24 protein-coding genes are annotated in these 25,222 nt (G+C 59.0%); 14 read left to right on the plus strand and 10 right to left on the minus strand.

Annotated elements, in window-relative coordinates:
- Nucleotides 1-23 precede the first annotated feature (23 nt).
- Nucleotides 24-2,069 (plus strand): ATP-binding protein, encoded by a 2,046-nt coding sequence (locus ACR0NZ_RS00460; RefSeq protein ID WP_480516220.1) that lies wholly within the window; start codon nt 24-26, stop codon nt 2,067-2,069.
- A 76-nt stretch (nt 2,070-2,145) separates the two neighbouring features.
- Here the strand turns inward: ACR0NZ_RS00460 and ACR0NZ_RS00465 are convergent, their stop codons facing one another.
- Nucleotides 2,146-2,592: a DUF4174 domain-containing protein gene (locus ACR0NZ_RS00465; protein WP_480475841.1), complete on the minus strand. Its 447-nt coding sequence runs from the start codon at nt 2,590-2,592 to the stop codon at nt 2,146-2,148.
- A gap of 168 nt (nt 2,593-2,760) precedes the next feature.
- Here ACR0NZ_RS00465 and scpA point away from each other — a divergent pair, with 168 nt between their 5' ends.
- From scpA to ACR0NZ_RS00495, 6 genes are all read left to right on the plus strand, one after another.
- Nucleotides 2,761-4,887 carry a methylmalonyl-CoA mutase gene (gene scpA / locus ACR0NZ_RS00470; RefSeq protein WP_480493768.1) on the plus strand — a complete coding sequence of 709 codons (2,127 nt, stop codon included), beginning with the start codon at nt 2,761-2,763 and terminating at the stop codon, nt 4,885-4,887.
- A gap of 104 nt (nt 4,888-4,991) precedes the next feature.
- The gene (locus ACR0NZ_RS00475) at nt 4,992-5,594 is read left to right on the plus strand and encodes a VOC family protein (RefSeq protein ID WP_480516222.1); all 603 of its coding nucleotides are present in this window, start codon (nt 4,992-4,994) and stop codon (nt 5,592-5,594) included.
- Nucleotides 5,591-6,079, plus strand: coding sequence for an N-acetyltransferase family protein (locus tag ACR0NZ_RS00480; protein ID WP_480516224.1), 489 nt, complete (start codon nt 5,591-5,593; stop codon nt 6,077-6,079). The genes ACR0NZ_RS00475 and ACR0NZ_RS00480 overlap by 4 nt, the downstream gene beginning before the upstream one ends.
- Before the next feature lie 45 nt (nt 6,080-6,124).
- Nucleotides 6,125-6,805: a molecular chaperone DjiA gene (locus ACR0NZ_RS00485; RefSeq protein ID WP_209597848.1), complete on the plus strand. Its 681-nt coding sequence runs from the start codon at nt 6,125-6,127 to the stop codon at nt 6,803-6,805.
- A gap of 4 nt (nt 6,806-6,809) precedes the next feature.
- Complete coding sequence (locus ACR0NZ_RS00490; RefSeq protein WP_480517716.1) at nt 6,810-7,811, plus strand: endonuclease/exonuclease/phosphatase family protein; 1,002 nt, start codon at nt 6,810-6,812, stop codon at nt 7,809-7,811.
- 37 nt (nt 7,812-7,848) lie between these two features.
- Nucleotides 7,849-8,223, plus strand: a complete 375-nt coding sequence (locus ACR0NZ_RS00495; RefSeq protein ID WP_480516226.1) for a hypothetical protein — start codon at nt 7,849-7,851, stop codon at nt 8,221-8,223.
- A 12-nt stretch (nt 8,224-8,235) separates the two neighbouring features.
- Here the strand turns inward: ACR0NZ_RS00495 and ACR0NZ_RS00500 are convergent, their stop codons facing one another.
- From ACR0NZ_RS00500 to ACR0NZ_RS00520, 5 genes are all read right to left on the minus strand, one after another.
- A complete protein-coding gene (locus tag ACR0NZ_RS00500) occupies nt 8,236-9,780 on the minus strand; it encodes a Ppx/GppA family phosphatase (RefSeq protein ID WP_480516228.1) in 1,545 nt (514 codons plus the stop codon).
- Between the two features lie 49 nt (nt 9,781-9,829).
- Complete coding sequence (locus ACR0NZ_RS00505; RefSeq protein ID WP_480516230.1) at nt 9,830-10,519, minus strand: HdaA/DnaA family protein; 690 nt, start codon at nt 10,517-10,519, stop codon at nt 9,830-9,832.
- Nucleotides 10,520-11,593 (minus strand): AI-2E family transporter, encoded by a 1,074-nt coding sequence (locus ACR0NZ_RS00510; RefSeq protein WP_480516232.1) that lies wholly within the window; start codon nt 11,591-11,593, stop codon nt 10,520-10,522.
- A gap of 89 nt (nt 11,594-11,682) precedes the next feature.
- Nucleotides 11,683-12,657 carry an isopenicillin N synthase family dioxygenase gene (locus ACR0NZ_RS00515; protein WP_480516234.1) on the minus strand — a complete coding sequence of 325 codons (975 nt, stop codon included), beginning with the start codon at nt 12,655-12,657 and terminating at the stop codon, nt 11,683-11,685.
- On the minus strand, nt 12,657-14,021 hold the full coding sequence (locus ACR0NZ_RS00520) for an FAD-dependent oxidoreductase (protein ID WP_480516236.1): 1,365 nt from the start codon (nt 14,019-14,021) through the stop codon (nt 12,657-12,659). Before ACR0NZ_RS00520 ends, ACR0NZ_RS00515 begins: the two co-directional genes overlap by 1 nt.
- 167 nt (nt 14,022-14,188) lie before the next feature.
- Here ACR0NZ_RS00520 and proS point away from each other — a divergent pair, with 167 nt between their 5' ends.
- Complete coding sequence (proS, locus tag ACR0NZ_RS00525; protein ID WP_480516238.1) at nt 14,189-15,529, plus strand: proline--tRNA ligase; 1,341 nt, start codon at nt 14,189-14,191, stop codon at nt 15,527-15,529.
- 128 nt (nt 15,530-15,657) lie between these two features.
- Here proS and ACR0NZ_RS00530 read toward each other — a convergent pair whose 3' ends face one another.
- Complete coding sequence (locus tag ACR0NZ_RS00530) at nt 15,658-16,017, minus strand: hypothetical protein (RefSeq protein WP_480475861.1); 360 nt, start codon at nt 16,015-16,017, stop codon at nt 15,658-15,660.
- 355 nt (nt 16,018-16,372) lie between these two features.
- Between ACR0NZ_RS00530 and ACR0NZ_RS00535 the strand changes: the two genes are divergently transcribed.
- Nucleotides 16,373-17,668, plus strand: coding sequence for a lipoprotein-releasing ABC transporter permease subunit (locus ACR0NZ_RS00535; protein WP_480516240.1), 1,296 nt, complete (start codon nt 16,373-16,375; stop codon nt 17,666-17,668).
- A complete protein-coding gene (locus ACR0NZ_RS00540) occupies nt 17,661-18,347 on the plus strand; it encodes an ABC transporter ATP-binding protein (RefSeq protein ID WP_480516242.1) in 687 nt (228 codons plus the stop codon). The genes ACR0NZ_RS00535 and ACR0NZ_RS00540 overlap by 8 nt, the downstream gene beginning before the upstream one ends.
- Here ACR0NZ_RS00540 and ACR0NZ_RS00545 read toward each other — a convergent pair.
- Nucleotides 18,331-18,768 (minus strand): DMT family transporter, encoded by a 438-nt coding sequence (locus tag ACR0NZ_RS00545; protein ID WP_267366019.1) that lies wholly within the window; start codon nt 18,766-18,768, stop codon nt 18,331-18,333. The two genes, ACR0NZ_RS00540 and ACR0NZ_RS00545, sit on opposite strands and share 17 nt — an antisense overlap.
- Before the next feature lie 97 nt (nt 18,769-18,865).
- Between ACR0NZ_RS00545 and ACR0NZ_RS00550 the strand changes: the two genes are divergently transcribed.
- Nucleotides 18,866-19,279: a c-type cytochrome gene (locus ACR0NZ_RS00550; RefSeq protein WP_480516244.1), complete on the plus strand. Its 414-nt coding sequence runs from the start codon at nt 18,866-18,868 to the stop codon at nt 19,277-19,279.
- Here ACR0NZ_RS00550 and ACR0NZ_RS00555 read toward each other — a convergent pair.
- Together ACR0NZ_RS00555 and ACR0NZ_RS00560 are read right to left on the minus strand one after the other, a co-directional pair.
- On the minus strand, nt 19,276-19,962 hold the full coding sequence (locus ACR0NZ_RS00555) for a hypothetical protein (protein WP_480475869.1): 687 nt from the start codon (nt 19,960-19,962) through the stop codon (nt 19,276-19,278). The genes ACR0NZ_RS00550 and ACR0NZ_RS00555 overlap by 4 nt on opposite strands.
- A 42-nt stretch (nt 19,963-20,004) precedes the next feature.
- Nucleotides 20,005-20,667, minus strand: coding sequence for a DNA-3-methyladenine glycosylase I (locus ACR0NZ_RS00560; RefSeq protein WP_480516246.1), 663 nt, complete (start codon nt 20,665-20,667; stop codon nt 20,005-20,007).
- 417 nt (nt 20,668-21,084) lie between these two features.
- Here ACR0NZ_RS00560 and ACR0NZ_RS00565 point away from each other — a divergent pair, with 417 nt between their 5' ends.
- Genes ACR0NZ_RS00565 through ACR0NZ_RS00575 form a run of 3 tightly spaced genes read left to right on the plus strand, consistent with a single transcriptional unit; the run spans nt 21,085 to nt 25,158 of the window.
- Complete coding sequence (locus ACR0NZ_RS00565; RefSeq protein WP_209504562.1) at nt 21,085-22,035, plus strand: ABC transporter substrate-binding protein; 951 nt, start codon at nt 21,085-21,087, stop codon at nt 22,033-22,035.
- Between the two features lie 10 nt (nt 22,036-22,045).
- Nucleotides 22,046-23,095: a quaternary amine ABC transporter ATP-binding protein gene (locus ACR0NZ_RS00570; RefSeq protein WP_480475875.1), complete on the plus strand. Its 1,050-nt coding sequence runs from the start codon at nt 22,046-22,048 to the stop codon at nt 23,093-23,095.
- Nucleotides 23,092-25,158, plus strand: a complete 2,067-nt coding sequence (locus ACR0NZ_RS00575) for an ABC transporter permease (RefSeq protein ID WP_480516248.1) — start codon at nt 23,092-23,094, stop codon at nt 25,156-25,158. The genes ACR0NZ_RS00570 and ACR0NZ_RS00575 overlap by 4 nt, the downstream gene beginning before the upstream one ends.
- Nucleotides 25,159-25,222: the final 64 nt, after the last annotated feature.

Here is a 25,222-nt window from a genome sequence, read left to right on the forward strand (position 1 = left end):
AACACCAAGCCAAAGGACGTTTCATGTTCAATAAGATCCTGATCGCCAATCGGGGCGAGATCGCCTGCCGGGTCATCAAGACCGCCCGCAAGATGGGTATCGGCACCGTTGCCATTTATTCGGACGCGGACAAGAACGCGTTGCATGTGTCGATGGCCGACCAAGCCGTGCATATCGGTCCGCCCCCGGCGAACCAGTCCTACATTGTGATCGACAAGGTCATGGATGCCATCCGCAAAAGCGGCGCGCAGGCGGTTCATCCCGGCTATGGCTTCCTGTCGGAAAATTCGAAGTTCGCCGAGGCGCTCGAGGCCGAAGGTGTCGCCTTTGTCGGTCCCCCTGTTGGTGCAATCGAAAGCATGGGCGACAAGATCACTTCGAAGAAGATCGCACAGGAGGCCGGAGTTTCGACGGTTCCGGGTTACATGGGGCTGATCGAGGACGCGGACGAGGCGGTCAAGATCTCGAACGAAATCGGTTATCCGGTCATGATCAAGGCCAGCGCCGGTGGCGGTGGTAAGGGCATGCGCATCGCGTGGAGCGATGAAGAGGCGCGCGAAGGCTTTCAGTCGTCCAAGAACGAAGCCGCAAACTCGTTCGGAGATGACCGGATCTTCATCGAAAAATTCGTAACTCAGCCGCGCCATATCGAAATTCAGGTTCTGTGCGACAGTCACGGAAATGGCATTTACCTGGGTGAGCGTGAATGCTCGATCCAGCGCCGGAATCAGAAAGTGGTGGAAGAGGCGCCGTCACCCTTCCTTGATCCCGAAACCCGCAAGGCGATGGGTGAACAGGCTGTCGCTCTGGCCAAGGCCGTGAACTACGCAAGTGCAGGTACGGTCGAGTTCATCGTGGACGGAGACAAGAACTTCTACTTCCTCGAAATGAACACGCGCCTGCAGGTGGAACACCCTGTTACGGAACTGATCACCGGCGTCGATCTGGTCGAGCAGATGATCCGTGTCGCAGCGGGTGAAAAGCTTTCGATAACGCAGGATGACGTGACCCTGACCGGTTGGGCGATTGAAAACCGTCTGTATGCGGAAGACCCGTATCGCAACTTCCTGCCGTCGATCGGTCGTCTGACCCGGTATCGCCCGCCGCAGGAAACCGCGGCTGGTCCGTTGCTGGTCAACGGCAAATGGCAGGGTGAAGCACCAGAAGGCGAAACCGCCGTGCGCAACGATACCGGCGTCTACGAAGGCGGCGAGATCAGCATGTATTACGACCCGATGATCGCCAAACTCTGCACCTGGGCGCCGTCCCGCGAAAAAGCTATCGAGGCGATGCGCGTGGCGCTGGACAGTTTCGAAGTGGAAGGCATCGGTCACAACCTGCCGTTCCTGTCGGCAGTGATGGATCACCCAAAGTTTGTCAGCGGTGACATGACAACGGCCTTTATCGCTGAAGAATACCCAGACGGGTTCGAGGGCGTCACGCTGCCCGAAGCTGATCTGCGCCGGATTGCTGCTTCCTGCGCGGCCATGCACCGCGTCGCCGAAATCCGGCGCACTCGCGTGTCGGGGCGGATGGACAATCACGAACGCAAAGTAGGCAAGCGCTGGGTTGTGACATTGCAGGGTCAGGAGTTCGCCGTGCAGGTCAACGCCGACAAAGAGGGGTCAACGGTCAAGTTTGAGGACGGACCGTCCCTGCGTGTCGCCTCGGACTGGACGCCGGGCGATCAGCTGGCGGTTCTGGACGTGGATGGCAGCCCGCTGGTTCTGAAAATCGGCAAGGTCTCGGGCGGGTTCCGTGTTCGCAACCGGGGCGCTGACATGAAAGTGCATGTGCGCCGCCCACGGCAGGCGGAACTGGCCAAACTGATGCCGGAAAAACTGCCGCCTGATACCTCGAAGTTGCTGCTCTGCCCAATGCCGGGCCTAGTCGTGAAGGTCGATGTCGAAGTGGGGCAGGAAGTGCAGGAAGGTCAGGCGCTTTGCACGATTGAGGCGATGAAGATGGAAAACATCCTGCGTGCCGAAAAGAGGGGCGTGGTGGCCAAAGTCAATGCAGGCCCCGGTGACAGCCTTGCTGTGGACGACGTAATCATTGAGTTCGAGTGACCATGTTGGCGCTTTCGATATACATTCCAACGTTCCCGGCGCATCGCGCCGGGGCCATTAGGTGTGGCGAAAGCGTTCAGCCCCCTTCGCGCCGGTCGCGGATCTCGCGTTCGCGCAGGGGGGTCTTGTCGATAGACCTGCCAATCTCACGCACGCTCCACGGGCTGGGTTTGCGCAATTTGACCACACCGTCCTTGTCGACGAACACCATCTGGAAACCACGCGGCCGCAGCTTGGTCCGGATCGGGGACCGGGCAGACGGGTCCGTGTCTGTTAGCACGATGACATCGCGGTCGCGCATGGCTGCTTCTTCTGCGACAAGCATATCGATCTGCTGCTGGAACCGCGGATCGGCAGGCGTGTCAGCAAAAACCACGATGGGGCGTTTGACCCACAAGAACTCGCTGAGTTCACTTTCACCCACCGGGCGGACAAAACTGTCATCAGACGGCGCGGTTCCGTCTGCCGCCAGGGCAGCCAGAGGGATTAGTGCCGAGAAAACAAAGGCAAGCGTGCGTGTCATGTGGCCTCCTGTTCTTTCGAATATAGCCCCTGTGCCCGCGATTGCGACCGGCGATTTGCGCCGGGTGACCACATTTTCGCGCTTGCACCTGAATGAACAGGCCAAGTGCAGGACTTTGGCGCGGACGCTTTCAGCGACCGCCATCCGTATTGACGAGAGGAAATCGAAATGACCGACACGAAGGACTGGAAAGCGCTTGCCGAGAAAGAGCTGCGCGGACGTCCGTTGGACGACCTGACCAAGGAAACGCTGGAAGGTATCGCGGTCAAACCGCTTTACACCCAGGAAGACACCGCCGATCTGCCTCATATGGGCTCTTTGCCGGGATTTGGTCCGTTTACCCGCGGTGTCAAGGCCACGATGTATGCGGGCCGTCCCTGGACGATCCGTCAGTATGCGGGTTTCTCAACCGCCGAGGAGTCGAACGCGTTTTACCGACGCAACCTGGCAGCAGGCCAGCAAGGCGTTTCGGTTGCCTTCGATCTGGCGACACATCGCGGCTATGACAGTGATCACCCGCGCGTTGTTGGCGATGTCGGTAAGGCAGGCGTTGCGATCGACAGTGTCGAGGATATGAAGATCCTGTTTGACGGCATCCCGCTGGACAAGGTCTCGGTCTCGATGACCATGAATGGCGCGGTTGTTCCGATCCTGGCAAGTTTCATTGTTGCGGGTGAAGAACAGGGTCACGACAAGTCTGTCCTTTCCGGCACCATTCAGAACGACATTCTGAAAGAATTCATGGTGCGCAACACTTATATCTACCCGCCTGAACCGTCGATGAAGATCATCTCGGACATCATCGAATACACGTCGAATGAGATGCCCAAGTTCAACTCGATCTCGATCTCGGGCTATCACATGCAAGAGGCCGGGGCGAACCTTGTTCAGGAACTGGCCTATACGCTGGCCGATGGGCGCGAATACGTCCGTGCCGCGACTGAGGCCGGAATGGACGTGGACAAGTTCGCGGGCCGTTTATCGTTCTTCTTCGCCATCGGCATGAATTTCTTTATGGAGATCGCCAAACTGCGCGCCGCACGCACGCTCTGGCACCGGGTAATGACCGAGTTTGGGGCAAAGTCCGAACGTTCAAAGATGCTGCGCACCCATTGCCAGACTTCCGGCGTTTCGCTTCAGGAACAAGACCCTTACAACAACGTCATCCGTACCGCCTATGAAGCGATGAGCGCAGTTCTGGGTGGCACCCAGTCGCTTCACACAAATGCTCTGGACGAGGCAATTGCGCTGCCCACCGATTTCTCGGCCCGCATCGCCCGAAACACGCAGCTTGTGCTTCAGGAAGAAACCGGTGTGACTGATGTGGTCGATCCGCTGGCCGGTTCTTACTATGTCGAAAGCCTGACCAATGAACTGGTCGAAAAAGCCTGGGCCCTGATGCAAGAGGTCGAGGAGATGGGTGGCATGACCAAGGCCGTTGCCTCGGGTATGCCCAAGCTGCGCATCGAGGAAAGCGCAGCCCGCCGTCAGGCCATGATTGACCGGGGCGACGAAGTGATCGTCGGCGTCAACAAATACCGCAAGGAACAGGAAGACCCGATCGACATTCTGGATGTCGACAACGTCGCCGTTCGCGAGGCGCAGGTGGCGCGGCTGGAACGCATTCGCGCGACCCGTGATGAAGCCGCGTGCCAATCCGCGCTGGACGCCCTGACCAAGACCGCCCAAGAGGGCGGAAACCTGCTGGCCGCTGCGGTCGAAGCCGCCCGCGCCCGTGCATCCGTAGGAGAGATCAGCATGGCAATGGAGAAAGAATTCGGCCGCCACCGCGCCGAGGTGAAAACCCTGGCCGGTGTCTATGGCGCTGCTTATGAGGGCGACGAAGGCTTTGCCGCGATCCAGAAATCCATCGAGGACTTTGCCGAGGCCGAGGGCCGCCGCCCGCGTCTGCTGGTGGTCAAGATGGGGCAGGACGGGCATGATCGCGGTGCCAAGGTTATCGCCACGGCCTTTGCTGATATCGGTTTTGATGTGGACGTTGGCCCGCTGTTCCAGACACCTGCCGAGGCCGCGCAGGACGCGGTGGACAATGACGTGCATGTGGTCGGCATTTCCTCTCAGGCGGCGGGGCATAAAACACTGGCACCGCAGCTGGTGGAAGAGCTGAAGAAAGCAGGGGCCGGCGATATCATCGTAATCTGTGGCGGGGTGATCCCGCAGCAGGATTACCAGTTCCTGTATGACCACGGGGTTAAGGCCATCTTTGGTCCGGGCACCAACATTCCCGAGGCCGCTCAGGATATTCTGCGCCTGATCCGCCAAGCACGGCCCTGACACAAGGCAAGACTTTCAACGAAAGCTCTTGTGATCCCGCGCCAATGGCGAAAACATGCGACCGGATCCCTTCGGGGCCGGTCGTTTTTCGAAGGAGGGTGCGCATGTTACTCGATCATCTGGCCGTCGCGGGCGAAACGCTTGAAGAAGCGTCTGCGCATATCGAACAGGCGCTTGGCGTTGCGCTGCAACCCGGTGGAAAACACGAAAAATTCGGTACACATAACAGGCTGCTGGGTCTCAGGGATGGGCTCTATCTCGAAGCGATTGCCATCGATCCGCAGGCGCAACCTCCGGGCAGGCCGCGATGGTTCGATCTGGACAATTTTCAGGGCGGCCCGCGTTTGACGAACTGGATATGCCGGGTCGAGGATATCGAGGCCACGCTGTCGATCTTCCCAGATGGTACCGGAGAGCCCATCGACCTGACCCGCGGCGCGTTGCAATGGCGCATGGCGGTTCCGCCAACGGGGCGCTTGCCGTTCGACAATCTGTTTCCCGCCCTTATCGAATGGAAAGGCGACCTGCACCCAGCAAACATGTTGCAGGACAGCGCGTGCCGGTTGCGACGCCTGGTTGTCTATCACCCCGACGCCCTGACACTGGCCCGTCAACTGGGTGAACTGGATCATGTGGTGTTCGACACCGGCCCCGCGGCTTTGCAGGCAGAGATCGAGACAGCTCATGGGCTTCGGGTGCTGGAATGAACATTCGCCCGGCCACAGCGTCAGATGCACCAGCCATTGCCCGGATCACCAATGCGATCATCCGGGACACTTTGGTCACTTTCACGACGGACGAGCGCAGCGCCGCCCAGATTGCCGAAGATATCAAGGCACGCGTGCCTGGTTATCTGGTTGCCGAGCACGACAGCCACGTTATCGGCTTTGCCACATATGGCCCTTTCCGAACCGGGCCCGGTTATGCGCAAACATGCGAACATACGATCCAGCTGTCACCGGATGCGTGGGGCAAAGGGGTGGGACGTGCGTTGATGTCAGAGCTGGAGGAAATCGCGCAATCCCAAGGCGTTCATGTTCTGGTCGCGGGCATATCCTCGGCCAATCCGGGGGCTGAGGCGTTTCATGCCGCACTTGGCTATTCGAAAGTCGGGGTGATGCCCGAAGTCGGCTTTAAGTTCGGCCAGCGGCTGGACCTTGTGCTGATGCAGAAAATTCTTGGTGCTGAATGACCTGTTGCACCTGACAGTCCCGAATTGTGACGCTAGGGTGCGGTCATGTCGATCTGGACCCGCATATCCGATGCGCTGAGCGCGCTTGCCCAAGGCGAAAGCCTGACCGCAGTTTTTGAAAAACTACGCTCGCCACCGGAGCGGTCCGTGGCCTTTACGATTGCGGTCATCGCACTGGGTGCCAAAATGGCCAAGGCAGACGGTCAGGTGACCCGTGATGAGGTCACCGCCTTTCGCGACGTGTTTCAGATTGCGCGCGAAGATGAGGAAGGTGCAGCCCGAGTCTTCAACATGGCCCGTACGGACGTGGCGGGATATCAGGACTACGCGCGCAAGATCGCACGCATGTTCTCGGAAGACAGCACAACCCTGTGTGACTTGATGGAGGGGCTTTTTCACATTGCGATGGCGGACGGTTTCTATCATCCGAACGAAAACGCATTTCTCGAAGATGTCAGCCAGATCTTCGGACAAACCGACGCGCAGTTCAAAGCACTGCGGGCGCGTTTTGTCCCCGATGCGCCAAACGATCCTTATACGGTACTGGGCGTTCCGCATGACATGCCGCTGCCCGATATTCGCAAGGTCTGGCGGCAGCTGGTTCGGGAAACGCACCCCGACGCCATGATGGCCCGGGGTGTCCCCGAAGAGGCGATCCGGCTGGCCGAGAAAAAGATGATCGACATCAATCGTGCCTGGGATGAAATCAACGGCGCGCGGGCCTGATCAGATGCGGCTGGCGACTTATAATATCGAATGGTTCGCCAATCTGTTTGACCAGAAAGACAGGCTGATCGTCGATGACAGCTGGTCTGGCAGGCACGACGTCACCAAAGCGCAGCAGGTCGAAGCGATTGCCAAGGTGCTGACCGCAATTGACGCTGATGCGATTGTAATCGTCGAGGCGCCCAACACCGGCAGACGCCAGAACACGGTTCGGGCCCTGCAAACCTTTGCCGAAGCGTTCGACTTGCGCACGTCTGATGCGGTGATGGGCTATGCAAACGACACACATCAGGAACTGGCATTGCTCTATGACAGAACGGTGCTGAGTGTTCGCCATGACCCCAAGGGAGATATTGCAGATACGGCAGCCCCCCGGTTCGATGGCGTGTTCAAAATCGACCTCGATATTGATGCGACCGAGGACGTCGTGCGGTTCTCCAAACCGCCGATGGAACTGGCGGTGACGACGCAAGCCGGGCACAACATCCGCCTGATCGGGGCACATCTGAAATCCAAGGCACCGCACGGTGCCGAATCGCGGGACGAGGCGATCCGGATCTCGATTGCCAATCGCCGCAAGCAGCTGGCGCAAGCGATCTGGCTTGCACGGCGCGTCGAATGGCATGTTGCGCAAAAACAGCCTGTCATTTTGCTGGGCGATCTGAACGATGGCCCCGGGCTGGATGAGTTTGAACACCTCTTTGGCCGCTCGTCGGTCGAGGTGTTGCTGCAAGCCGGATTGTTCGATCCGAACGCCGTCACAGCCTACAGGTTTCGGCCCGGCCCGGTGCCTGCCACTGCGCGCTTTGCCCGTCCTGAGGAAGGCAAATTTCTGGACGCTTTGCTGGATTACATAATGATTACCGCGGACCTGCAAGCATATCGCCCGTCCTGGCGTATCTGGCACCCGTTTCAGGATGCCGCCTGTTGGGCTGAACCGGAATTGCGGCAGGCGCTTTTGACGGCCTCTGATCATTTTCCGGTCACGCTGGATATTGAACTGTGACCTTTCCAGCCCGCCACACGGGCCTTATATGTCAGGTATGACACGCATTTTGCTGATCGGTACGATCTCAATGTTCCTTGCCGCGCCTGCGATGGCGCAGGAAGACAATGAAAAATCCCTGATGGAGCAGGGGGCCGAACTGTTTTTCGAAGGTCTGCGCAAGGAAATGGAACCGGCATTGGAAAACGTGCTGGGTCTGGCGGAAGAGCTTGGCCCGGCAATGCAGTCATTCTTGCAGCAGATGGGCCCGGCACTTGCCGAACTGGCGGCTGAGGTCAATGACTGGAGTGTTTATGAACCACCCGAGATCCTGCCCAATGGCGATATCATTATCCGCAGAAAACCGCCCCAAGAGCCTTCTCAGCCCGAAAAGCAAGATATCGAGGTGCCCAAAGGACCCACAGATATCTGACCCGCTCAAGAGTCAGCCTTTGACAATCACGCGAGTCTGAGATTTCAGCGCCGCTGCCAAAGCGTTCAGCCGGGCTTCAGCCACTTCGCTGAACAGGGGGGCAGCGGTTTCGGGCAGATACAGTTCCAGCTCTCGCTTCTTGGGGAAAAACTTGAGCTGCCCCATATTGGCATCGTTGTGCATCCACAGCATCGCGCCAAAGCGCATGGCCTTGCCCAGAATCTCGGCCTGTTTCTGGCTATTTTCGTCCAGCAACTCGTAAAGCCGAGAGAACCGGTTGCCTTCCCGCTTGTTGCGATAGCGGTGTTGCAGTGCCAATCCGATGAAGACACGCTCGGAGTGCTTCAAGCCACCAAGATTGGCGCGCGTGACGTTGTCGAAACACACCTCGGCCCGATAATCGGGATGCGCGCGCCAGCTTACATCATGCAGCAGGCAGGCCGCTTTGATCAGGCGCACCCTGCTGGGCGGTGCGGATCTGAACAGCGGGATGACAAAATCATAGAGATTGCTGCCAAATCCGGGCAGGCGGGCGTCCTTTGCTTCCGAGAACCGGCTGGCTTCGATCAGCGGGTCGCGGTCGCGCACTTCCTGCGGCATCTGCTCATACAACAAGCCCTCGCGGATACCATAGCTTGAGATGGCGATATCTTTGGGTTTGAACGTGCGGATCAGTCGCGCCAGAACGTCCATCGCGTAAGGGATAAGCGCCATGCGCGAGCTGGACACGCCCGCCTGAGCACGCAGCTTTTCGCTATCGTGTTTTTCGATGTATTTGATCGTCTCGCGCACCTGTTTGGTGGTCATGCGGTATTCATGCAGCACGTTCAGCGGATAGCTCCGCCGCAGCATGTCCAGCCGCGCAAAGGCGCGCCAGCTGCCGCCGACCAAAAATAAACGGTCCCGCTGCTGACCCATCTGATTGCGCAGATCCTCCATCGTTTCCTTGATATGCGCTTTTCGCGCACGTCGCCCGCCTTTGATGTCACGCAGTTTCAACGGCCCAAGCGGCGAGGTCACGCGGCGGCCGACCTGACCACCGCCGATTTCGGCCAATTCCATCGACGACCCGCCGATATCGCAGATCAGTCCATAAGCTCCGGGCCACCCCAACAAGACACCCTGCGCCGACAGGCGGGCTTCTTCGTCACCGTCAATGATGGCCACCTGCAAACCGGTTTCAGCCTGCACCTGATCGCAGAACTCGGGCCCATCCGAGGCTTCGCGCACAGCAGCGGTGGCCACAACATGCAAACCGGGCAAATCCAGATCCATTGCCAGGTGCTGGAACCGTCGTAGGGCCGACAAGGCGCGGTCGCGGCCACGCGGGTTCAGTCGTCCGGTTTCGGACAGGCCTGCCCCCAGTTCGCACATGACCTTTTCATTGTAGAAATAGGCCGGTGATCGCGCCGCCCCGTCGAAAATGACCATCCGGACCGAGTTCGACCCGACATCGACAACCCCGACGCGGGATAGTGCCCGTGCATCCGGTTTGTCAAACAGGGGCTTTCCAATTGTTCCCCAGTCCGGGATATCGGTTTCGACGGTCTGATCCATGTGCCTTCCATGTTGTCCTGTTTGAGGATGCGAAATTGACGTCAGCGGGTCAATCATTGGTCTCGACCTCATCCGGGGCCGTGTTCAGTACGCGAATGGCCAGCGCGCGTGTAATGTCGCGTTTTTCCGCCAGGGCCAGTTGGTCCAGTTGGGATACAACGTCGGCTGCGCTTTCAAACCGCCGGTCCATATGCTTGACAAGATAGGCGATGACATCGGGGCCGGGGTTGAGCTGCCTGTCGACAAACAGCTTGGCAAGAACCGCGCCCAGCAATGCGTCGTCGGGCGGATCCAGTGCGACGTGATGGGCACCTTCGACCCGGCTTTGCAGGTCAGCCAGCGGCAACTCCCAGAATTTCGGTGCAAGACGGCCGGTCATCAGCAAGGGGTGCCCCTCGGCCAGAACAAGGTTATGCAGGTGGAACAGCGTTTTTTGCTGCTCGAGATCACCGGCTATCAAAGGCACGTCTTCGACCGCGATCGGCATACGCGCCAGGTCTGGCACATCGTCATATCGCAGGTCTCTGGCCTGAAGGATACGCCCGCCGGTTTCAGCGGCCCAGACATGGGCCAGATGGGTTTTGCCCGCGCCGGAGGGCCCGCTCAGTACCAGCTTGTTGCCGGGCCATGACGTGGCCGAGATCATTGCCACCGCCAGCGCATTGGCCGGTGACACAAAGAAATCCTCTCGCCCGAGCGCAGTTTTGGCGGGCAGATCAAAGCTGAGTTGTCGGGCCATTTACTCGGTTTCCTGATCCAGACCTTCAAGACCAGTGTACAATCTGCTGTCGAGGTATAGCGATGTGGCAAAGCGGGCCAACACGCCCAATGCCGCGGCGACCGGGACAGCGATCAGCATGCCGACGAAGCCGAACAGCGCGCCAAAGACCGACAGGGCCAGCAGCAACCAGACTGGATGCAGCCCGACAGAGCTGCCGACCAGCTTGGGTGTCAGGAAATTGCCCTCGGTGACCTGCCCAATGGCAAAGATACCCGCGATAAGCCCGATATGAGCCCAGTCGCCCCAGAACTGAAACAGCGCAAGCCCGATGGCCAGCGAGCCTCCGATAAGGGCGCCCAGATAGGGAATGAACGTGACCAAGCCCGCGATAAAGCCCACAATCAGACCGAATTGCAGGCCAGCAAGCATCAGTGCGACCGCGTAATAGCTGCCAAGGATCAAGCAGACCGTTCCCATGCCGCGCACGAACGAGGCCAGAACCGCGTCGATCTCACCCGCCAGCCGCCTGATGATGGGGGCGTGGTCACGTGGCAGCAGCTCTCCGATGCGGGCGGTCATGCGATCCCAGTCCAACAGCAAGTAAACGGCAACGACCGGCACAATGACCAACAGAACAACGATGTTGATCGCGGAGCCCAGCGAGGTCAGCAGCGTCTGCATAACGTCGCCGGTCTTGGATTTCAGCGTTTCGCCAAAGGACACCAGCATCGCGTGCGTGCTTGAGTCCCGGTCAAGCAAGGACGGGAACTGTTTTTCTATGAAACTGCGCAATTGTTTGAACAGATCGGGCAGTACATCGACAAGATCCAGCAACTGGGTGATCAGCGCAGGGACCACCATCAGAATTGCCAGTACAAACCCCAGAACACCGACGACCGTGATGACTGCCGTGGCGGCCATACGCGACAGGCCCAACCGCTCCAGCCGGTCAGCGACCGGATCCAGGAAATAGGCAATGGCCCCGCCGATGACAAAAGGCAGCAAGACATCCCCAAGGGCCCACAGGATCAACACGAAAACCGCAGCGGCGATGCTCCAGTATCTCAGCTGATCCTTAACCGGCAAAGCCATGGCGATCCCCTTGTTCAGGCCCTTGCAGGTGTTCTTGGCGCATCAAAGCCCATGATGCAAGCGGTTCATGGCGCTTGGGTTTGCAGGGGTCAGCCGCGCAAGGTTCCCAATTCAGGTGTGTCTTCGGTGGCGGTCTCATCGGGCCAGTTCGTGCGCCAAATCTCGGCCGACCAGTGACCGCAATGAACCGCCGGACGGTCAAAGCCAAGCAGGGGCGGCAGCAAAGGCGCGACGACGACGTCGTGACGGGGCACCGCGAAATAGGGAAAAGAATACCGTTCCCGCCCCGATCGGTTCACAACCCGATGCGGCGTGGATTTCAACCGCCCGCCCGACCACAGCTCCAGCATGTCACCGATATTCACCACGAAACCACCGGGCGGGCAATCGGGCGTGATCCAGCCACCGTTGCGGGTCTGCACCTCAAGCCCGCCCACCGGATCGGGGGCAATGATGGTCAAGGCGTCGGTATCCTTGTGCGGATGGATACCAAAGCCTGCCTCATCCTCGGCCTGTGGCGGGTAATGCAGCAGGGTCATGTTGGTCATCGGGGCCCGGAATGCACTGCGCAGCGCGTCGGCTTTCAGATCCAGTCCCGCCTCTAACGCGCCCAGCAACAGATCGGTGACGCGATCCAGTTGCCGCCAGTAACCCAGAATGACCTCTTTCGCACCGGGTACACCGTCGGGCCAGATGTTTGGCCCGTATAACGCGCAATCCTCACGCACCGGGTCGTCTGCTGCGACCTCGTGATGCAGTTTGTACCCCTCGTACTTGTCGGCCTTGCCCGAGCCATCATTGGGTGTGAAAAACCCCATGGGTATATAGCCGCGATAGTTGGCGCGGGTGATGGCCTGATCCCATTTTTGTGCGTCATCGACGGCAAAAATCTGTCGGGTGATCTGGCGTACCTGATCCACGGTCTGCCGCGATACGCCTGTCCCGGTGATCGACAAGAAGCCGATCCCCTGACAGGCCGCAAGGATGTCTCGGACCGTCGCGTCATAGGCTGCGGTTCCCGGGGCAGTCAAAGGCGCAATATCAATCGTTGGGATACTGTCCATCAGTGAATCCTCACCCCCTGGCGTTGCAGTTCAGCTCGAACCGGTGCCAGATTCAGCTGGTCCAGCTCCTGATTGCTTTTCAGTGAGACCGCAGCGGCGATGCCCGCGCCCTGACCTAAGACCGCGCAACAAGCCATGTTTCGGGTTGCGGCATGTGCCACCCGGTCCGCGCCATGCGACCGTCCTGCAACCAGCAGGCCTTTGATGCCCTTGGGCAGCATCGAGCGATAAGGGATTTGCATGTACCGCCCCGTAGTTGGCAGGATCAGGATGCCATAGCCGTCGATGAACTCGGGATAGATGCCGATCGTATCCTCGAACCGGCCCTGATGGCGGGCATCGTTTTCGGTCATGTTGTAGACCGCGTCGATCTTGCGGGTGTCGCGGATGCCGATGGTCATCCCGAAATTCCGCAAACGTGCGTTTTCGCAACCGGGCATGAACCGTCGCAGCGCCTCGATGGCCAGCATGGTCTGGCGGCGACCTTCAATCTCGCCGCGCGTCAGGCTGTCGGGATCGGTGCCGTCAACCTCGGCCAGATGGATGAGGTTCATGTATGTCAGCTCGCCCGTGTCATGCATCGCGCCCCAGGTGCCGGCGATGGTGTTCAGATGCGGCGGGATCAGCCCCTGATCGATTGCTTGCTGGAACGGTTTGTGCACGAAGGGTGAGAACATGTCGTCCTCTTTACCCGAGGTCTCAATGTTCCACTCTCCGCCACCGCCCCAGTCCTTGTAGGTCTGCGGGTCAGCTTTTACACCTTCCATAAAGGCCCGCTTGTCGACGCCCGCCAGATGAAACATGACCGAAGCCGCCATCATGTCCTCGCGCGGAGTTTTGTGGGTCGGCGCACCCGCGCGATGGGCCACATCCGCGTCGCCGGTGGCATCGATGACGACCTTGGCCAAAATCGCTTCGCGCCCGGCCTTGGATTCTGTGATGACACCGGTGATCCGGTCGCCTTCCAGGATCGGGGACACGAATTGCCGATGCAACATCGGATGCACGCCCGCTTCTTCGACCAGCTTGTCGGCCACCAGTTTGAAGCCTTCGCTGTCCAGCTCATAGCTCAGGGACTGGCTTTCCGGAACGGCGGCTCCCATCTCCTTGGCGCGGGTTTCAAACTCCATCCCGATGCCGCCTGCCTCGACGGTTTGCTCGTGCCGGTACCAGGCAAATCCTTCGACGCCGACGGCAGTGATATTGCCGCCCATGCAGCCGAAACGATCAACCAAAGATACCTCGGCCCCCGCACGTGCCGCTGCAAGCGCTGCGGCCAACCCGGCGGGGCCGGAACCGACGACCAGAACATCGGTTTGATGAATGACGGGGATTTGGCGTGCGGGTTCCTGAATGGTCTGCATCGGCGCCTCATGGAATTTGCGTTTCCGCTACCATGGCAGTCCCGATTGGCGGGTCAATCAAAAAACCGACTGCCGCAAGGTCGGAAAACACCAATGCGCGATTGCCCCCGGCAGGGCTTTGGCATAATCACCTGTCCAGTCGAATTCTTACCTTTGAAGGTCCGTCCATGCGCCTGAGCCGTTACTTTCTGCCCGTTCTCAAGGAAACCCCGTCCGAGGCTCAGATCGTCAGCCACCGGCTGATGCTGCGTGCAGGGATGATCAAGCAGGCCTCTGCCGGGATATATTCCTGGTTGCCGCTGGGCTTCAAAGTGCTGCGCAAGCTGGAAAACATCGTCCACGAAGAACAGGCGCGGGCCGGTCACATCGCGATTCAGATGCCTATAATCCAGTCGGCGGATCTGTGGCGTGAATCCGGGCGCTATGATGACTACGGTCAAGAGATGCTGCGGATGAAGGACCGTCATGACCGCGACATGCTGTTCACGCCTACGGCCGAAGAACTGGTGACAGATATCTTCCGCGGCCACGTGAACAGCTACAAAGACCTGCCGCTGACGCTCTACCAGATCCAGTGGAAGTTCCGCGATGAAATCCGCCCGCGTTTTGGCGTGATGCGGGGGCGCGAGTTCTATATGAAGGACGGATACAACTTCGACCTGACCAAGGAAGATGCGCTGCACGCCTATAACCGCCATCTGGTCAGCTATCTGCGCACTTATGAACGGATGGGACTTCAGGCGATTCCGATGCGCGCCGATTCAGGCCCCATCGGTGGCGATGACACGCATGAGTTTCTGGTTCTGGCCGATACCGGTGAATCCGAGGTTTTCTATGACAGCGCCGTCACCGACCTGACCTTTGGCGATCGTGAAATCGATTATGACAACCGCGAACAGTGTCAAGCCATTCTGGAAGAGTTCACTTCGAAATACGCCCGCACTGATGAAACCCACGATGAAGCTCTGTTCAACCAGATCCCCGAAGAACGCCGCCGCGTGGCGCGCGGCATTGAGGTGGGCCAAATCTTCTACTTTGGCACCAAATACTCCGATCCCTTGGGCGCAACTGTCCAAGGCCCGGATGGCAAACCGGTTCCGGTTCACATGGGCAGCCATGGTATCGGTGTCAGCCGCCTTGTAGGAGCCATCATCGAGGCCAGCCATGACGATAAAGGCATCATCTGGCCCGAGGGCGTGACCCCGTTCAATTGCGGTATTGTCAACCTCAAGCAGGGCGATGACGAAGCCGATGCAGCTTGTGACAAGATCTACACGGCGCTGACGGCTTTGGGTCTGGAACCGCTCTATGACGACCGCAATGAACGTGCTGGCGGCAAATTCGCCACGATGGACCTGATCGGTTTGCCCTGGCGCATCACGGTTGGCCCGCGTGGTCTGAAGAATGGTGTGGTTGAACTGACCTGTCGCCGCACTGGCGAAAACGAGGAACTGAGCCCCGAGGCGGCCGTTACCAAAGTTGCTGAGATTTACCAGCGGATCGCATAAGCGACCATCAGTTGCTGCTGCGAGGTGGTGTTGAAACTCACCCTGTGATCTGGATGGGGTGCCGGAGGCTCAGACCTGGCGGCCCTTCCCAAGCTACCTGAATACCGACCGCGTCAGTCGGTCGGTTCTCAGTTTTGATCCGACGTCGGGCGCTCGGCCAGGACGTCTCCGTTGGCTCCGTCACCTGTCGCCACAACAATCGGACGGCCAAGGCGGCTGATCAGTTCGCGAAACTCGATATCCAGAAAGCGCAATCCGCAAATCCGCGCATCAGTTGCCCGATCCGTGATACACAAACGGCCTTGCCGGAAAACCAGACGATATCCTTTGTCTTTCAGGATGTCTGCCAAATTGCCCCAGCTTGCCGCGGTGACAAAGATTGGCCGAATGGCCGCGCGCAGCAAGGCTGCGGTTTCACAATCTAATTCTGTTGAAGCCTGACGGGTCGAAATTGCACCCGCACCATTGGTTGAAATTTGTAAATTCATTGAGCGACCCCCGCTCTTTAAATGTGTTCCCCCATGGTCAGGGTGGCAAAGTTTCTGAAAATAATCAAAAAGAGTAATAAAATTTCGCACTTATTGTTGCCTTTACGATTCAGTGGCTCACGATGCGCGATGATTAACGTCATACCTGAAACAATCACCTTCTGTCTGCGATGCGCTTCACAACTCATGGTGTAGCGCCCGAATTGAAAGACACCTGTTTTGCACATGTATTTTGGTCATGTCCCGAAACGATTCGGCTCATTCAGGCTGAGGAACCGGTTCAGGGTGACAACCGGCTTGACCATTGGGCGAAATGCCGAAAGGGTCGCCGCAAACAAGAAAACCCGGAGCAGGCATGGCCAAGACACCCCCGCCCTTTGCCCCTTTTGAATGGAAAATCGCCTGGCGATATCTGCGCGCGCGCAGGGCCGAAGGCGGCGTCAGCGTGATGACATGGATCTCACTGATCGGGATCACGCTTGCCGTGTTCGCGCTGATTGCAACGCTGGCCGTCCGTTCGGGTTTTCGGTCTGAATTCGTCGGCACCATTCTGGGCGCCAATGCGCATGTGACAGTCTATTCCTCGGGTGAATTTGACGCGCAGGGCCGGGTGGATCGGACAATTGCCGACTACAACGAACGCACTGACCGCATTGCGCTGGTGCCCGGTGTTGAACGTGCCGCACCGCTGGTGAAGGGGCAGGTGCTGATCACCAACCGCGACAGCAGCAGCGGGGTCGAGGTGTTTGGCATCCGACCAGACGATCTGTTCGACCTGCCGGGTATCGCGCAGGCGGACCAGGCGGCGGGGGACCTGTCGGACTTCCAGACAGGTGAGGATGTCATCGCCATTGGATCGGGTGTGGCCCGCAGTATTGGGGTCACTGTCGGGGATGTGGTCAAACTGACCTCGCCCAACGGGGTCAAAACCGCCTTTGGCACGTCACCGCGCGTGAATGCCTATCGCGTTGTCTATGTGTTTTCGGCCGGTCGCTATGACATTGACCGCACCCGCGTCTACATGCCGTTTTCGCAGGCGCAGGGCTTTTTCAACCGTGAAGGTGTGGCGGATGAGATCGAAGTGATGGTGGACAAGCCCGAAGATCTTGGCCCGATCCTGATTCCCATTCTTGAGGCGTCGGGCGAGCGCAGTCAGATATGGACATGGCAGGACGCATCCGGCGGCTTCCTGCGCGCGCTCGAGGTTGAGGATAATGTGATGTTCATCATCCTGTCGATCCTCGTTCTGATTGCTGCGATGAACATCGTTTCGGGCCTGATCATGCTGGTCAAGAACAAGGGGCGCGATATCGGTATCTTGCGCACAATCGGCCTGAGCGAAGGATCGGTTCTGCGTGTCTTTTTCATCTGTGGTGCGTTCACCGGCCTGATCGGCACTGCAATAGGGGTCATCCTGGGATGCCTCTTTGCAATCTACATTGATCCGATCTTCTCATTCGTGAACTACGTGATGGGCGGTGGCGTGTGGGATCCGTCGATCCGCGGCATCTACGCTCTGCCGGCCGAACTGCATCTGAGCGATGTGCTCAAGGCGACGGGCCTGTCGCTTGGCCTGTCTTTCATCGTCACCTATTTCCCAGCCCGCCGCGCGGCGCGGCTAAACCCGGTCGAGGCGCTGCGCTATGAATGAAGTCACCTTGCGTCTGAACGGTCTGACCAAGACCTACCTCAAAGGTACACCGGGCGAGGTGCAGGTTCTACGTGGGGTCGATCTGGAGCTGCGCGCGGGTGAGGCCGTGGCCATGGTTGCGCCGTCCGGTGCGGGTAAATCAACGCTTCTGCACATCGCCGGTCTGCTGGATCGGCCTGACGACGGAACCGTGGAAATTGGGGGGCAGAATGTGAATGGCAAGGGCGACCGAACCAGAACGGCGTTGCGTCGGCAGGATATCGGGTTCGTATACCAATTCCATCACCTGCTGCCCGAGTTTACGGCACTGGAAAACATCACATTGCCGCAACTGGCCAATGGCGCGTCCGAAAAAGCTGCTCAGGCACGGGCGTTGGATTTGCTGGACCGTGTGGGCGTCGCCCCGCGCGCCAGTCACCGCCCTGCGGCGCTGTCGGGCGGGGAACAGCAACGCGTGGCCTTTTGCCGGGCGCTTGCCAACGCGCCGCGTGTTTTGCTGGCGGACGAACCGACAGGCAATCTGGACCCTGATACTTCGGATCAGGTGTTCGATGCCCTGATGACACTGGTGCGGGACGAGGGATTGTCGGCGTTGATCGCAACCCACAACCTCGAACTGGCGGCGCGCATGGACCGCATGGTCCGGCTTGAGGGCGGCGTGCTCAGGCCAGTTGAGTGATCGCAACACCGATGGCCATGACGGCGATACCACCCGCCCGCATCAGGGTGAGGGGTGCCACCTGCGCGCCGAACAGGCCGAAGTGATCGATTGCCGCCGCACTGATCAATTGCCCCAACAGAACAAAGAACACGGCGTTTCCAACGCCGAAATGTGGGGCGACATGGGTGATCGATAACACGTAGAACGCAATCAGGATGCCAGCGAACAACAGGTGTTTCGGGGCTTGCGCAACCTTGGACAAGGCTGCAAAACCGGGAAACAACAGCATGGTCAGCACCGAGGCGGCAAGGGCAATTGCAAACAGCACCACGGCTGCCGTTGTCGGTGATCCGATGACCTTGCCAAGGGCCGCGTTAAGAGCAGCCAGTATCGGAATTCCAAATCCGGCGGCCAGCATGATGGCTGCATATTGTGTCATTGCCCGAACCCTCTGCACCTGTTTCGTTGATCTGGATCATTGCGCTCATATGCCTGTCGGGCAACCCTGCAAATGTCAATCGTGACAGGAGGATACGATGTTCAAGGCAACGATCGGTATGCTGGTTCTCGGGGTTTCGGCTGCTACCGCACAAGCTGCTTGGGCGCAGGATGCCGCGACCGGAGAGGAACTCTATTTGCATTACTGCGCGACCTGTCACGGGATTGACGCAACCGGGCAGGGGCCGATGGCCAGCGTGCTGGTTGTTCAGCCGTCCGATCTGACTGCATTGTCCGGCGAAAGCGGGGTGTTCCCGACCGCCCGCGTTGTCGCTCGCATCGACGGTAGGGACCCGCTGGTCAGCCATGGCAGCCCGATGCCGGTCTATGGACCTTATTTCGACGGGCAGGACACATCCATGAAAACCCTGGAAGGCCAGCCGATCCTGACCAGCCAGCCGATCGTTGATCTGGTGGCATATCTGGAAACCGTGCAGCGCGCACGGAACTAACTGCAAATCCCTTCGATCCTGGCTTCGCTCCATGGGATCAGGACCGGGCGCTCGCGCCCTTGTTCCGGCAGGGGCGACAGATCAAAATGTGTGCCCAGCATGTCGTGCAGTCTTTTGGTACGCTTGGCCTGGGGGGCCAATGCGCGACAGCACACGTATTCCTCGACGATCGCGCCCTGCTGTTCGAACCCGTAGGTCAGAAAATCCGGAGAGGTTTCGAGGTCGAACAGATACGGATCCCTCCGGCCTCCATGTTCCGCCGCAGCGCGCAGGGGGTGGTAACCCGTGGTCCGGCGATTCTGCCATTGCCAGACATGCGTCAGCTCATGGGCCAAAAGCATCGCGGCCAGCAGGTTCATCTGATCCGGAAATTCCGACATATAGTCCTCCAGATACCAGTCGCGGGCAAAGTAGACTTTGTTGAACAGGGCCACGGCGGCAGGTTTGCCCGTCACCGGCCCGGGGTCCACCGGGGGCAGAATGCGCTCGCGGCAGGCCAGTCGCGGGCGTTCTTCGCGGAAATACGTCACGTTGGTAACCGGGGCACCTTCGACCAAACGGATGTGATCCAGTTCCAGGGTTTCCCCCTGAATGGTTTCCGCAAAATCGCGCTCCTGCTCAGTCAACTCACGACCGCAGGCGGCCAGCAACAAAAGAGAAGCAAAGAAAATACGCAGAACCATAAGTTGAATCTTATTCCGCTGCGGGTATTCCGCAAACCGTTTTCACAGACTCATGGCCAGAACCCGGCTGATTTCCGTAAGTGATCGCCCGGACTGACCCATCCATGAATTAAAGGCGTTCTGAACCGCCTTCATCGCTTTCTTCGAGGTGGCAGGCTTGTCGATCACACCTTCGGCAATCAGCCGGGCGGTGACATCCTGAGACAGAATGAAGCTGTCCCGCCCGGCAAACCGCATTGCGTACTGCGCCGAAGCGCCGCCCAGTCGGGCCCCGCGTTTTGCCAGCATTGCCAGAAGGTTGACGTAGTCATCAGATGGCCAGCCGCCTAACACTTTACCCGCGCCGCCTTCCTCACGCAGTTCAAGCAAGAATGCAGCGTTATCCCGTACAGCCGCGATCTTGGTTCCATTCCTTACGATGCGCGTATCCTGCAAAAGGGTGTCAAACTTCTCATCATCCATGAACGCGCATCGCCCCACGTCGAACCCGTTAAAGGCTGTTTCGAACCCGTCCCATTTGTTTTCGATGACTTTCCAGTTGAAGCCAGCCTGAAAGATGCATTTCGTGATGACCGACAGCCAGCGATCCTCGGGCATCGCTGCCAGTTCCGCGGGGGTTTTCGGTTTGCTCAGTTTTGCGTCCAGTGCTTCTGGACCGCCGTGGCGCGCGGCTGCGATTTCAAAGATTTCGTCAAACGTTCGCATCTGTCTAACCTTGATGTTGCCCGACTATAAATGTTTATCTTTTGTTCTTGTTTGGCAATGAAAAATCTGACCGTGTCCAGATTTGAGGCAGCCCAACGAACAACTGGATTCGCAGAAAAATGCGGATTTTCGAAAGAAGTTCTCGACAAAAGGTAGCAAAATGTTTTCTGATTGACTCGTCAGTCAACGTCCCGTCTTAGCGAAATGGAACAAGGCAAGCCGGGTTGGATGCGTAAAGGGAGCCGGGAGGGGGGAACAATCTGGCAGAAAGATCTTTTCCACAATTTGGAAACGGATCACTGTTCTTTTCCAGCCAAATTTGTGCATGCTGCGGCATGGCATTGTCATCAGACAGAAAGACCGGCGGGAGAATCCTTGCCGGGATGGGCAAAACAAATATGACAGGGAGTTAAGTCCATGAAAAAACTAAGTGTAAGCCTAATGGCTCTGAGCGTTGCAGGCGCAGCGCAGGCGGCGGATATGGGTGCCGTGGATGAACCGATCAAATTGGCGATCAACGAATGGACCGGCCAGCATGTCACCACGCATGTGGCGGGAGAGATGCTCAAGGCTGCCGGGTACAACGTCGAATATGTGACCGCGGGCATGATGAACCAGTTCCAGGCGCTGGCCGATGGCGACATCGACGCGACACTGGAAATCTGGTCTTCCAACGTTTCCGATGAATACGCCAAGAAAATCGGTGAAGGCACTGTGGTTGAAATCGGTGATCTGGGTCTGGATGCCAAGGAAGGCATCGCATACCCGGCGCATGTGGCCGATCTGTGCCCGGGCCTGCCCGCATGGGAAGCGCTGAAAGATTGCGCTCAGGTCTTTGCGACGGCGGAAACTCTGCCCGGTGGTCGTCTGGTCGACTACCCGGCCGATTGGGGTACTCCGGGCGCCGATCGCATGACCGGTTTGGAATTGCCGTTCAAAGCCGTACCAGCAGGGTCCGAAGGGGCGCTGATCGCGGAATTGCGCGCCTCGACCGAACGCAAATCGCCGCTGCTGATCACTTTCTGGCAGCCGCATTGGGCGATGTCGGCCTATGACGTTCAGTTCGTCGAACTGCCCGCCGGTGAAGAAGCGTGCTTCAGTGATCCGGCCTGGGGCCCGAACCCGAACGCTGTCAATGACTGCGACTTCTCGCCCTCGCGCATCTTCAAGGCCGGCTGGAGCGGTATGGAAGAGAAATGGCCAGCAGCCTTTGAAATCCTGACCAATTATCAGCTGGCGGTTGAAGATCAGCAGCCGATGATGGGCGCGATCGACGTTGACGGCGGAAAGGTCGAAGAAGTTGTCGCCGCTTGGATGGCCGAAAACGAAGGCAAGTGGCGTCCGGTTGTTGACGCGGCAACCCAGTGAGCCCGCGTAAGTGACGGACACGACTATGCCAGCCATCGCCTGCCGGAATCTCTGGCAGGTGTTTGGCCCCGGCGCTGACAAAGCCCTGACCGACGCGCTGTCTCGGTCAGGGAATGACGCCGACAAGGCTGCCGCCGCCCTTCGGGAACAGGGGCTGATCCCCGCCGTTCAGGATGCCAATTTCGAGGTTCAGGAAGGTGAACTTTTCGTCATCATGGGCCTGTCGGGCTCGGGCAAATCCACGCTGATCCGCTGCATCTCGCAGCTGTTGCCGGGCACAGGTGGTGAGATTCGGGTGGATGGCGAAAATGTCATCGGAGCCTCAAAAAAGGCGCTGACCGAGTTGCGCCGCAAAAAACTGGGCATGGTGTTCCAGCATTTCGGCCTGTTCCCGCATATGACCGTTTCTGAAAACGTGGCCTATCCGCTGCGCGTGCAGGGTGTGGGCAAGAAGGAACGGCTGGCGCGCGCGCAGGAGGTGATCTCCCTGGTCGGTCTGGAAGGGCGCGAAGACAGCTTTCCGCGCCAGCTTTCAGGTGGCCAGCGTCAGCGTGTGGGTATTGCCCGCAGCCTCGCCGTAAATCCCGATATCTGGTTTCTGGATGAACCGTTCTCGGCCCTCGACCCATTGATCCGACGCCAGTTGCAGGATGAATTCCTTCGCATTCAGGCGACGCTGAAGAAATCCATCGTCTTCATCACCCATGACATTCAAGAGGCGCTGAAGCTGGCCGACCGCATCGCCATCATGCGCGACGGCAAGATTGTTCAGATCGGAACGCCCACTGATATCGTATTGCGCCCGGTGGATGATTACGTGCGCGAATTCTCGAAGGATGTCGCCAAAGGTCAACACGCCAAGGTCGCCTCGGTCATGCGGAGCGAGGCGGAATGTGGCCCCGATGATCCCGGCCTCACCACCTCGATGACGCTGGACGCAGCCCTTGCGCATTGCATGGAGCTGTATGAACCCGTGCCCGTGCGGGATGAGGCGGGCAATGTCGTTGGCACGGTGCATCCGTCCGATCTGGCCGCAGCTCTTCAGGTGGACGAGACATGACCGCCATAACCGACCTCCCGACACGGCGCAGCGCGCAGTTGACGGCAGGTGCGAAGGCCGCCCTGATAACGGTTATCGTCGGTGCAGTTTGCCTCGCGCTCGAGGGTATCGCCCCGTGGCTGGTCAAGTGGCCCGCCGCGTGGGAACTGCCTGCAACCCAATGGGTTGGCGCGTTTCTGGACTGGTTTCTGAACCTGATCAAACCGGCAATGCGGCTGTTTTCGGACCTGATGACCCACCCAATGAACTGGGCGAATTTCGTGCTGGGCAAAACGCCATGGCCCATTCTGATCGGGATCGTGACCGCGTTGGGCTGGTATCTGGGCGGCTTGTCCATGGCCGCACTTGGCTTTCTGGGCCTGAGCTTTGTTTTGGCCTCGGGCTATTGGGCCGAAAGCATGAATACGCTGGCGCTTGTCGCCGTGTCTGTCCCTGTGGCGCTGGTCATTGGGGGCGCCATCGGCATCCTCGCCAACGAAGTGCCAAAGGTGAAATCCTTTGTGCAGGCCGTGCTGGACATCATGCAGACGGTGCCAACCTTTGCCTATCTGACACCGCTGCTGCTGCTGTTTGGATTTGGTCCTGTTGTTGGTCTGATTGCTTCGGCCATCTATGCCGCACCGCCAATGGCGCGCAATGTGATGCTGGGATTGGAACGGGTAGAGCCCGAAATAAAAGAGGCGGCCATCATGTCTGGCGGCACTCGGTTCCAGCAGCTGTTCCAGGTCGAAATCCCTGCCGCCACCACTCAGATCATGGTCGGTGTGAACCAATGTCTGATGGCCGCATTGTCGATGGTTATCATCGCCGCCGTCATCGGTGGGTTCAACGATATCGGCTGGGAGGTTCTGCTGACCATGCGCAAGGCGCAGTTCGGCGAATCGCTGATGGCGGGTCTGGTTATCGTGGTCTTTGCGGTGGTGATCGACCGGATGAGCGGTACTTTGGCGACCGAGCGTAAACGCTATGACAGCCGCGTTGTCTGGGCGATGCTGGGCTTTGCTGTTGTCTTCACCGCCGCCTTCTGGGCGTGGTTGCCAAACCCTGCGGAATTGACCCTGCTGGGCCCGATGGCCGAGGTCGTGGACAGCGGCCTGACCGCGTTCACGCAGGCCAACGGCCAGTGGCTGGACGCCCTCAAGAACAACTCATTGTTCTATGTACTGCTACCGCTTCGGATCGGGCTGGATCAGGCGGTGCTGCCCTTCACATGGGGTTTCCAGTGGACGTCGAGCTTGAGCTATGGCCTGTTCGCGGCCGGTGCCGGGATTGCGCTGTTGATGGCGTGGCGCGGGCGGCTGACTGGCGGGCTGGTCGTTCTGATCTTGATCGGAATGCTGGAAACCGGCATCGCGAACCTGCCCTGGCCCTTTGTCCTGACCGGCGCTGCCGCGCTGGGCTGGGTCGCCGGAGGCTGGCGTCTGGCCGCGCTCTGCGTGGGGCTGCTCTGCACCATCCTCGTCTCGGGCCTGTGGGAAAGGGCGCTGCTGTCGCTCTATCTTAGTGGTGCAGCGGTGTTTACCTGCGCTTTGGCAGGGGGGCTGATCGGTCTTGCCAGCGCGGTATGGCAGCCTGTGTGGAACGTGGTTCGCCCGATCTGCGATATGTTGCAGACGATCCCCCTGTTCGTGTTCCTGATCCCGGTGCTGATGGTGTTCCAGATTGGTGAGTTCTCGGCCTTTCTGGCGATCTGTGCCTATGCGATTGTCCCGATGATCCGCTACACGCGGCACGGGCTGGTCAATACACCGGATGAGATGATGGAGGCCGCAATTTCAAGCGGTGCGACCGAGTGGCAGATCATGCGTGATGTGCGGGCGCCTTATGCGGCCCCGACCATCCTTCTGGGGCTGAACCAGACCATCCTTTACGCCTTCGCCATGCTGGTCATCGCGGCACTGATCGGGACCACCGGTCTGGGCCAGTCGATCTATCTGGCGCTGGGTCAGGCGGATGTGGGGCTTGGTATTTCGGCCGGGGCTGCGATGGCGATTCTGGCACTGATCGCAGACCGCATCGTGCAGGGCTTTGCCGAAGAACGCCGCGCGGCGCTTGGGCTGTAATACAGGGCAGGGGCGGTGCGTCCGCCCCTGCGGCCCAACTTGATTTCGGGCAAGGACGTCGCTG

This window comes from Ruegeria sp. AE3 (assembly GCF_056542225.1).

Excerpts from the sequence above, each read along its gene's own strand:
- ACR0NZ_RS00460 (WP_480516220.1), top strand. The coding sequence starts at position 24 with ATGTTCAATAAGATCCTGATCGCCAATCGGGGCGAGATCGCCTGCCGG.
- ACR0NZ_RS00465 (WP_480475841.1), bottom strand. The coding sequence starts at position 2,592 with ATGACACGCACGCTTGCCTTTGTTTTCTCGGCACTAATCCCTCTGGCT.
- scpA (WP_480493768.1), top strand. The coding sequence starts at position 2,761 with ATGACCGACACGAAGGACTGGAAAGCGCTTGCCGAGAAAGAGCTGCGC.
- ACR0NZ_RS00475 (WP_480516222.1), top strand. The coding sequence starts at position 4,992 with ATGTTACTCGATCATCTGGCCGTCGCGGGCGAAACGCTTGAAGAAGCG.
- ACR0NZ_RS00480 (WP_480516224.1), top strand. The coding sequence starts at position 5,591 with ATGAACATTCGCCCGGCCACAGCGTCAGATGCACCAGCCATTGCCCGG.
- ACR0NZ_RS00485 (WP_209597848.1), top strand. The coding sequence starts at position 6,125 with ATGTCGATCTGGACCCGCATATCCGATGCGCTGAGCGCGCTTGCCCAA.
- ACR0NZ_RS00490 (WP_480517716.1), top strand. The coding sequence starts at position 6,810 with ATGCGGCTGGCGACTTATAATATCGAATGGTTCGCCAATCTGTTTGAC.
- ACR0NZ_RS00495 (WP_480516226.1), top strand. The coding sequence starts at position 7,849 with ATGACACGCATTTTGCTGATCGGTACGATCTCAATGTTCCTTGCCGCG.
- ACR0NZ_RS00500 (WP_480516228.1), bottom strand. The coding sequence starts at position 9,780 with ATGGATCAGACCGTCGAAACCGATATCCCGGACTGGGGAACAATTGGA.
- ACR0NZ_RS00505 (WP_480516230.1), bottom strand. The coding sequence starts at position 10,519 with ATGGCCCGACAACTCAGCTTTGATCTGCCCGCCAAAACTGCGCTCGGG.
- ACR0NZ_RS00510 (WP_480516232.1), bottom strand. The coding sequence starts at position 11,593 with ATGGCTTTGCCGGTTAAGGATCAGCTGAGATACTGGAGCATCGCCGCT.
- ACR0NZ_RS00515 (WP_480516234.1), bottom strand. The coding sequence starts at position 12,657 with ATGGACAGTATCCCAACGATTGATATTGCGCCTTTGACTGCCCCGGGA.
- ACR0NZ_RS00520 (WP_480516236.1), bottom strand. The coding sequence starts at position 14,021 with ATGCAGACCATTCAGGAACCCGCACGCCAAATCCCCGTCATTCATCAA.
- proS (WP_480516238.1), top strand. The coding sequence starts at position 14,189 with ATGCGCCTGAGCCGTTACTTTCTGCCCGTTCTCAAGGAAACCCCGTCC.
- ACR0NZ_RS00530 (WP_480475861.1), bottom strand. The coding sequence starts at position 16,017 with ATGAATTTACAAATTTCAACCAATGGTGCGGGTGCAATTTCGACCCGT.
- ACR0NZ_RS00535 (WP_480516240.1), top strand. The coding sequence starts at position 16,373 with ATGGCCAAGACACCCCCGCCCTTTGCCCCTTTTGAATGGAAAATCGCC.
- ACR0NZ_RS00540 (WP_480516242.1), top strand. The coding sequence starts at position 17,661 with ATGAATGAAGTCACCTTGCGTCTGAACGGTCTGACCAAGACCTACCTC.
- ACR0NZ_RS00545 (WP_267366019.1), bottom strand. The coding sequence starts at position 18,768 with ATGACACAATATGCAGCCATCATGCTGGCCGCCGGATTTGGAATTCCG.
- ACR0NZ_RS00550 (WP_480516244.1), top strand. The coding sequence starts at position 18,866 with ATGTTCAAGGCAACGATCGGTATGCTGGTTCTCGGGGTTTCGGCTGCT.
- ACR0NZ_RS00555 (WP_480475869.1), bottom strand. The coding sequence starts at position 19,962 with ATGGTTCTGCGTATTTTCTTTGCTTCTCTTTTGTTGCTGGCCGCCTGC.
- ACR0NZ_RS00560 (WP_480516246.1), bottom strand. The coding sequence starts at position 20,667 with ATGCGAACGTTTGACGAAATCTTTGAAATCGCAGCCGCGCGCCACGGC.
- ACR0NZ_RS00565 (WP_209504562.1), top strand. The coding sequence starts at position 21,085 with ATGAAAAAACTAAGTGTAAGCCTAATGGCTCTGAGCGTTGCAGGCGCA.
- ACR0NZ_RS00575 (WP_480516248.1), top strand. The coding sequence starts at position 23,092 with ATGACCGCCATAACCGACCTCCCGACACGGCGCAGCGCGCAGTTGACG.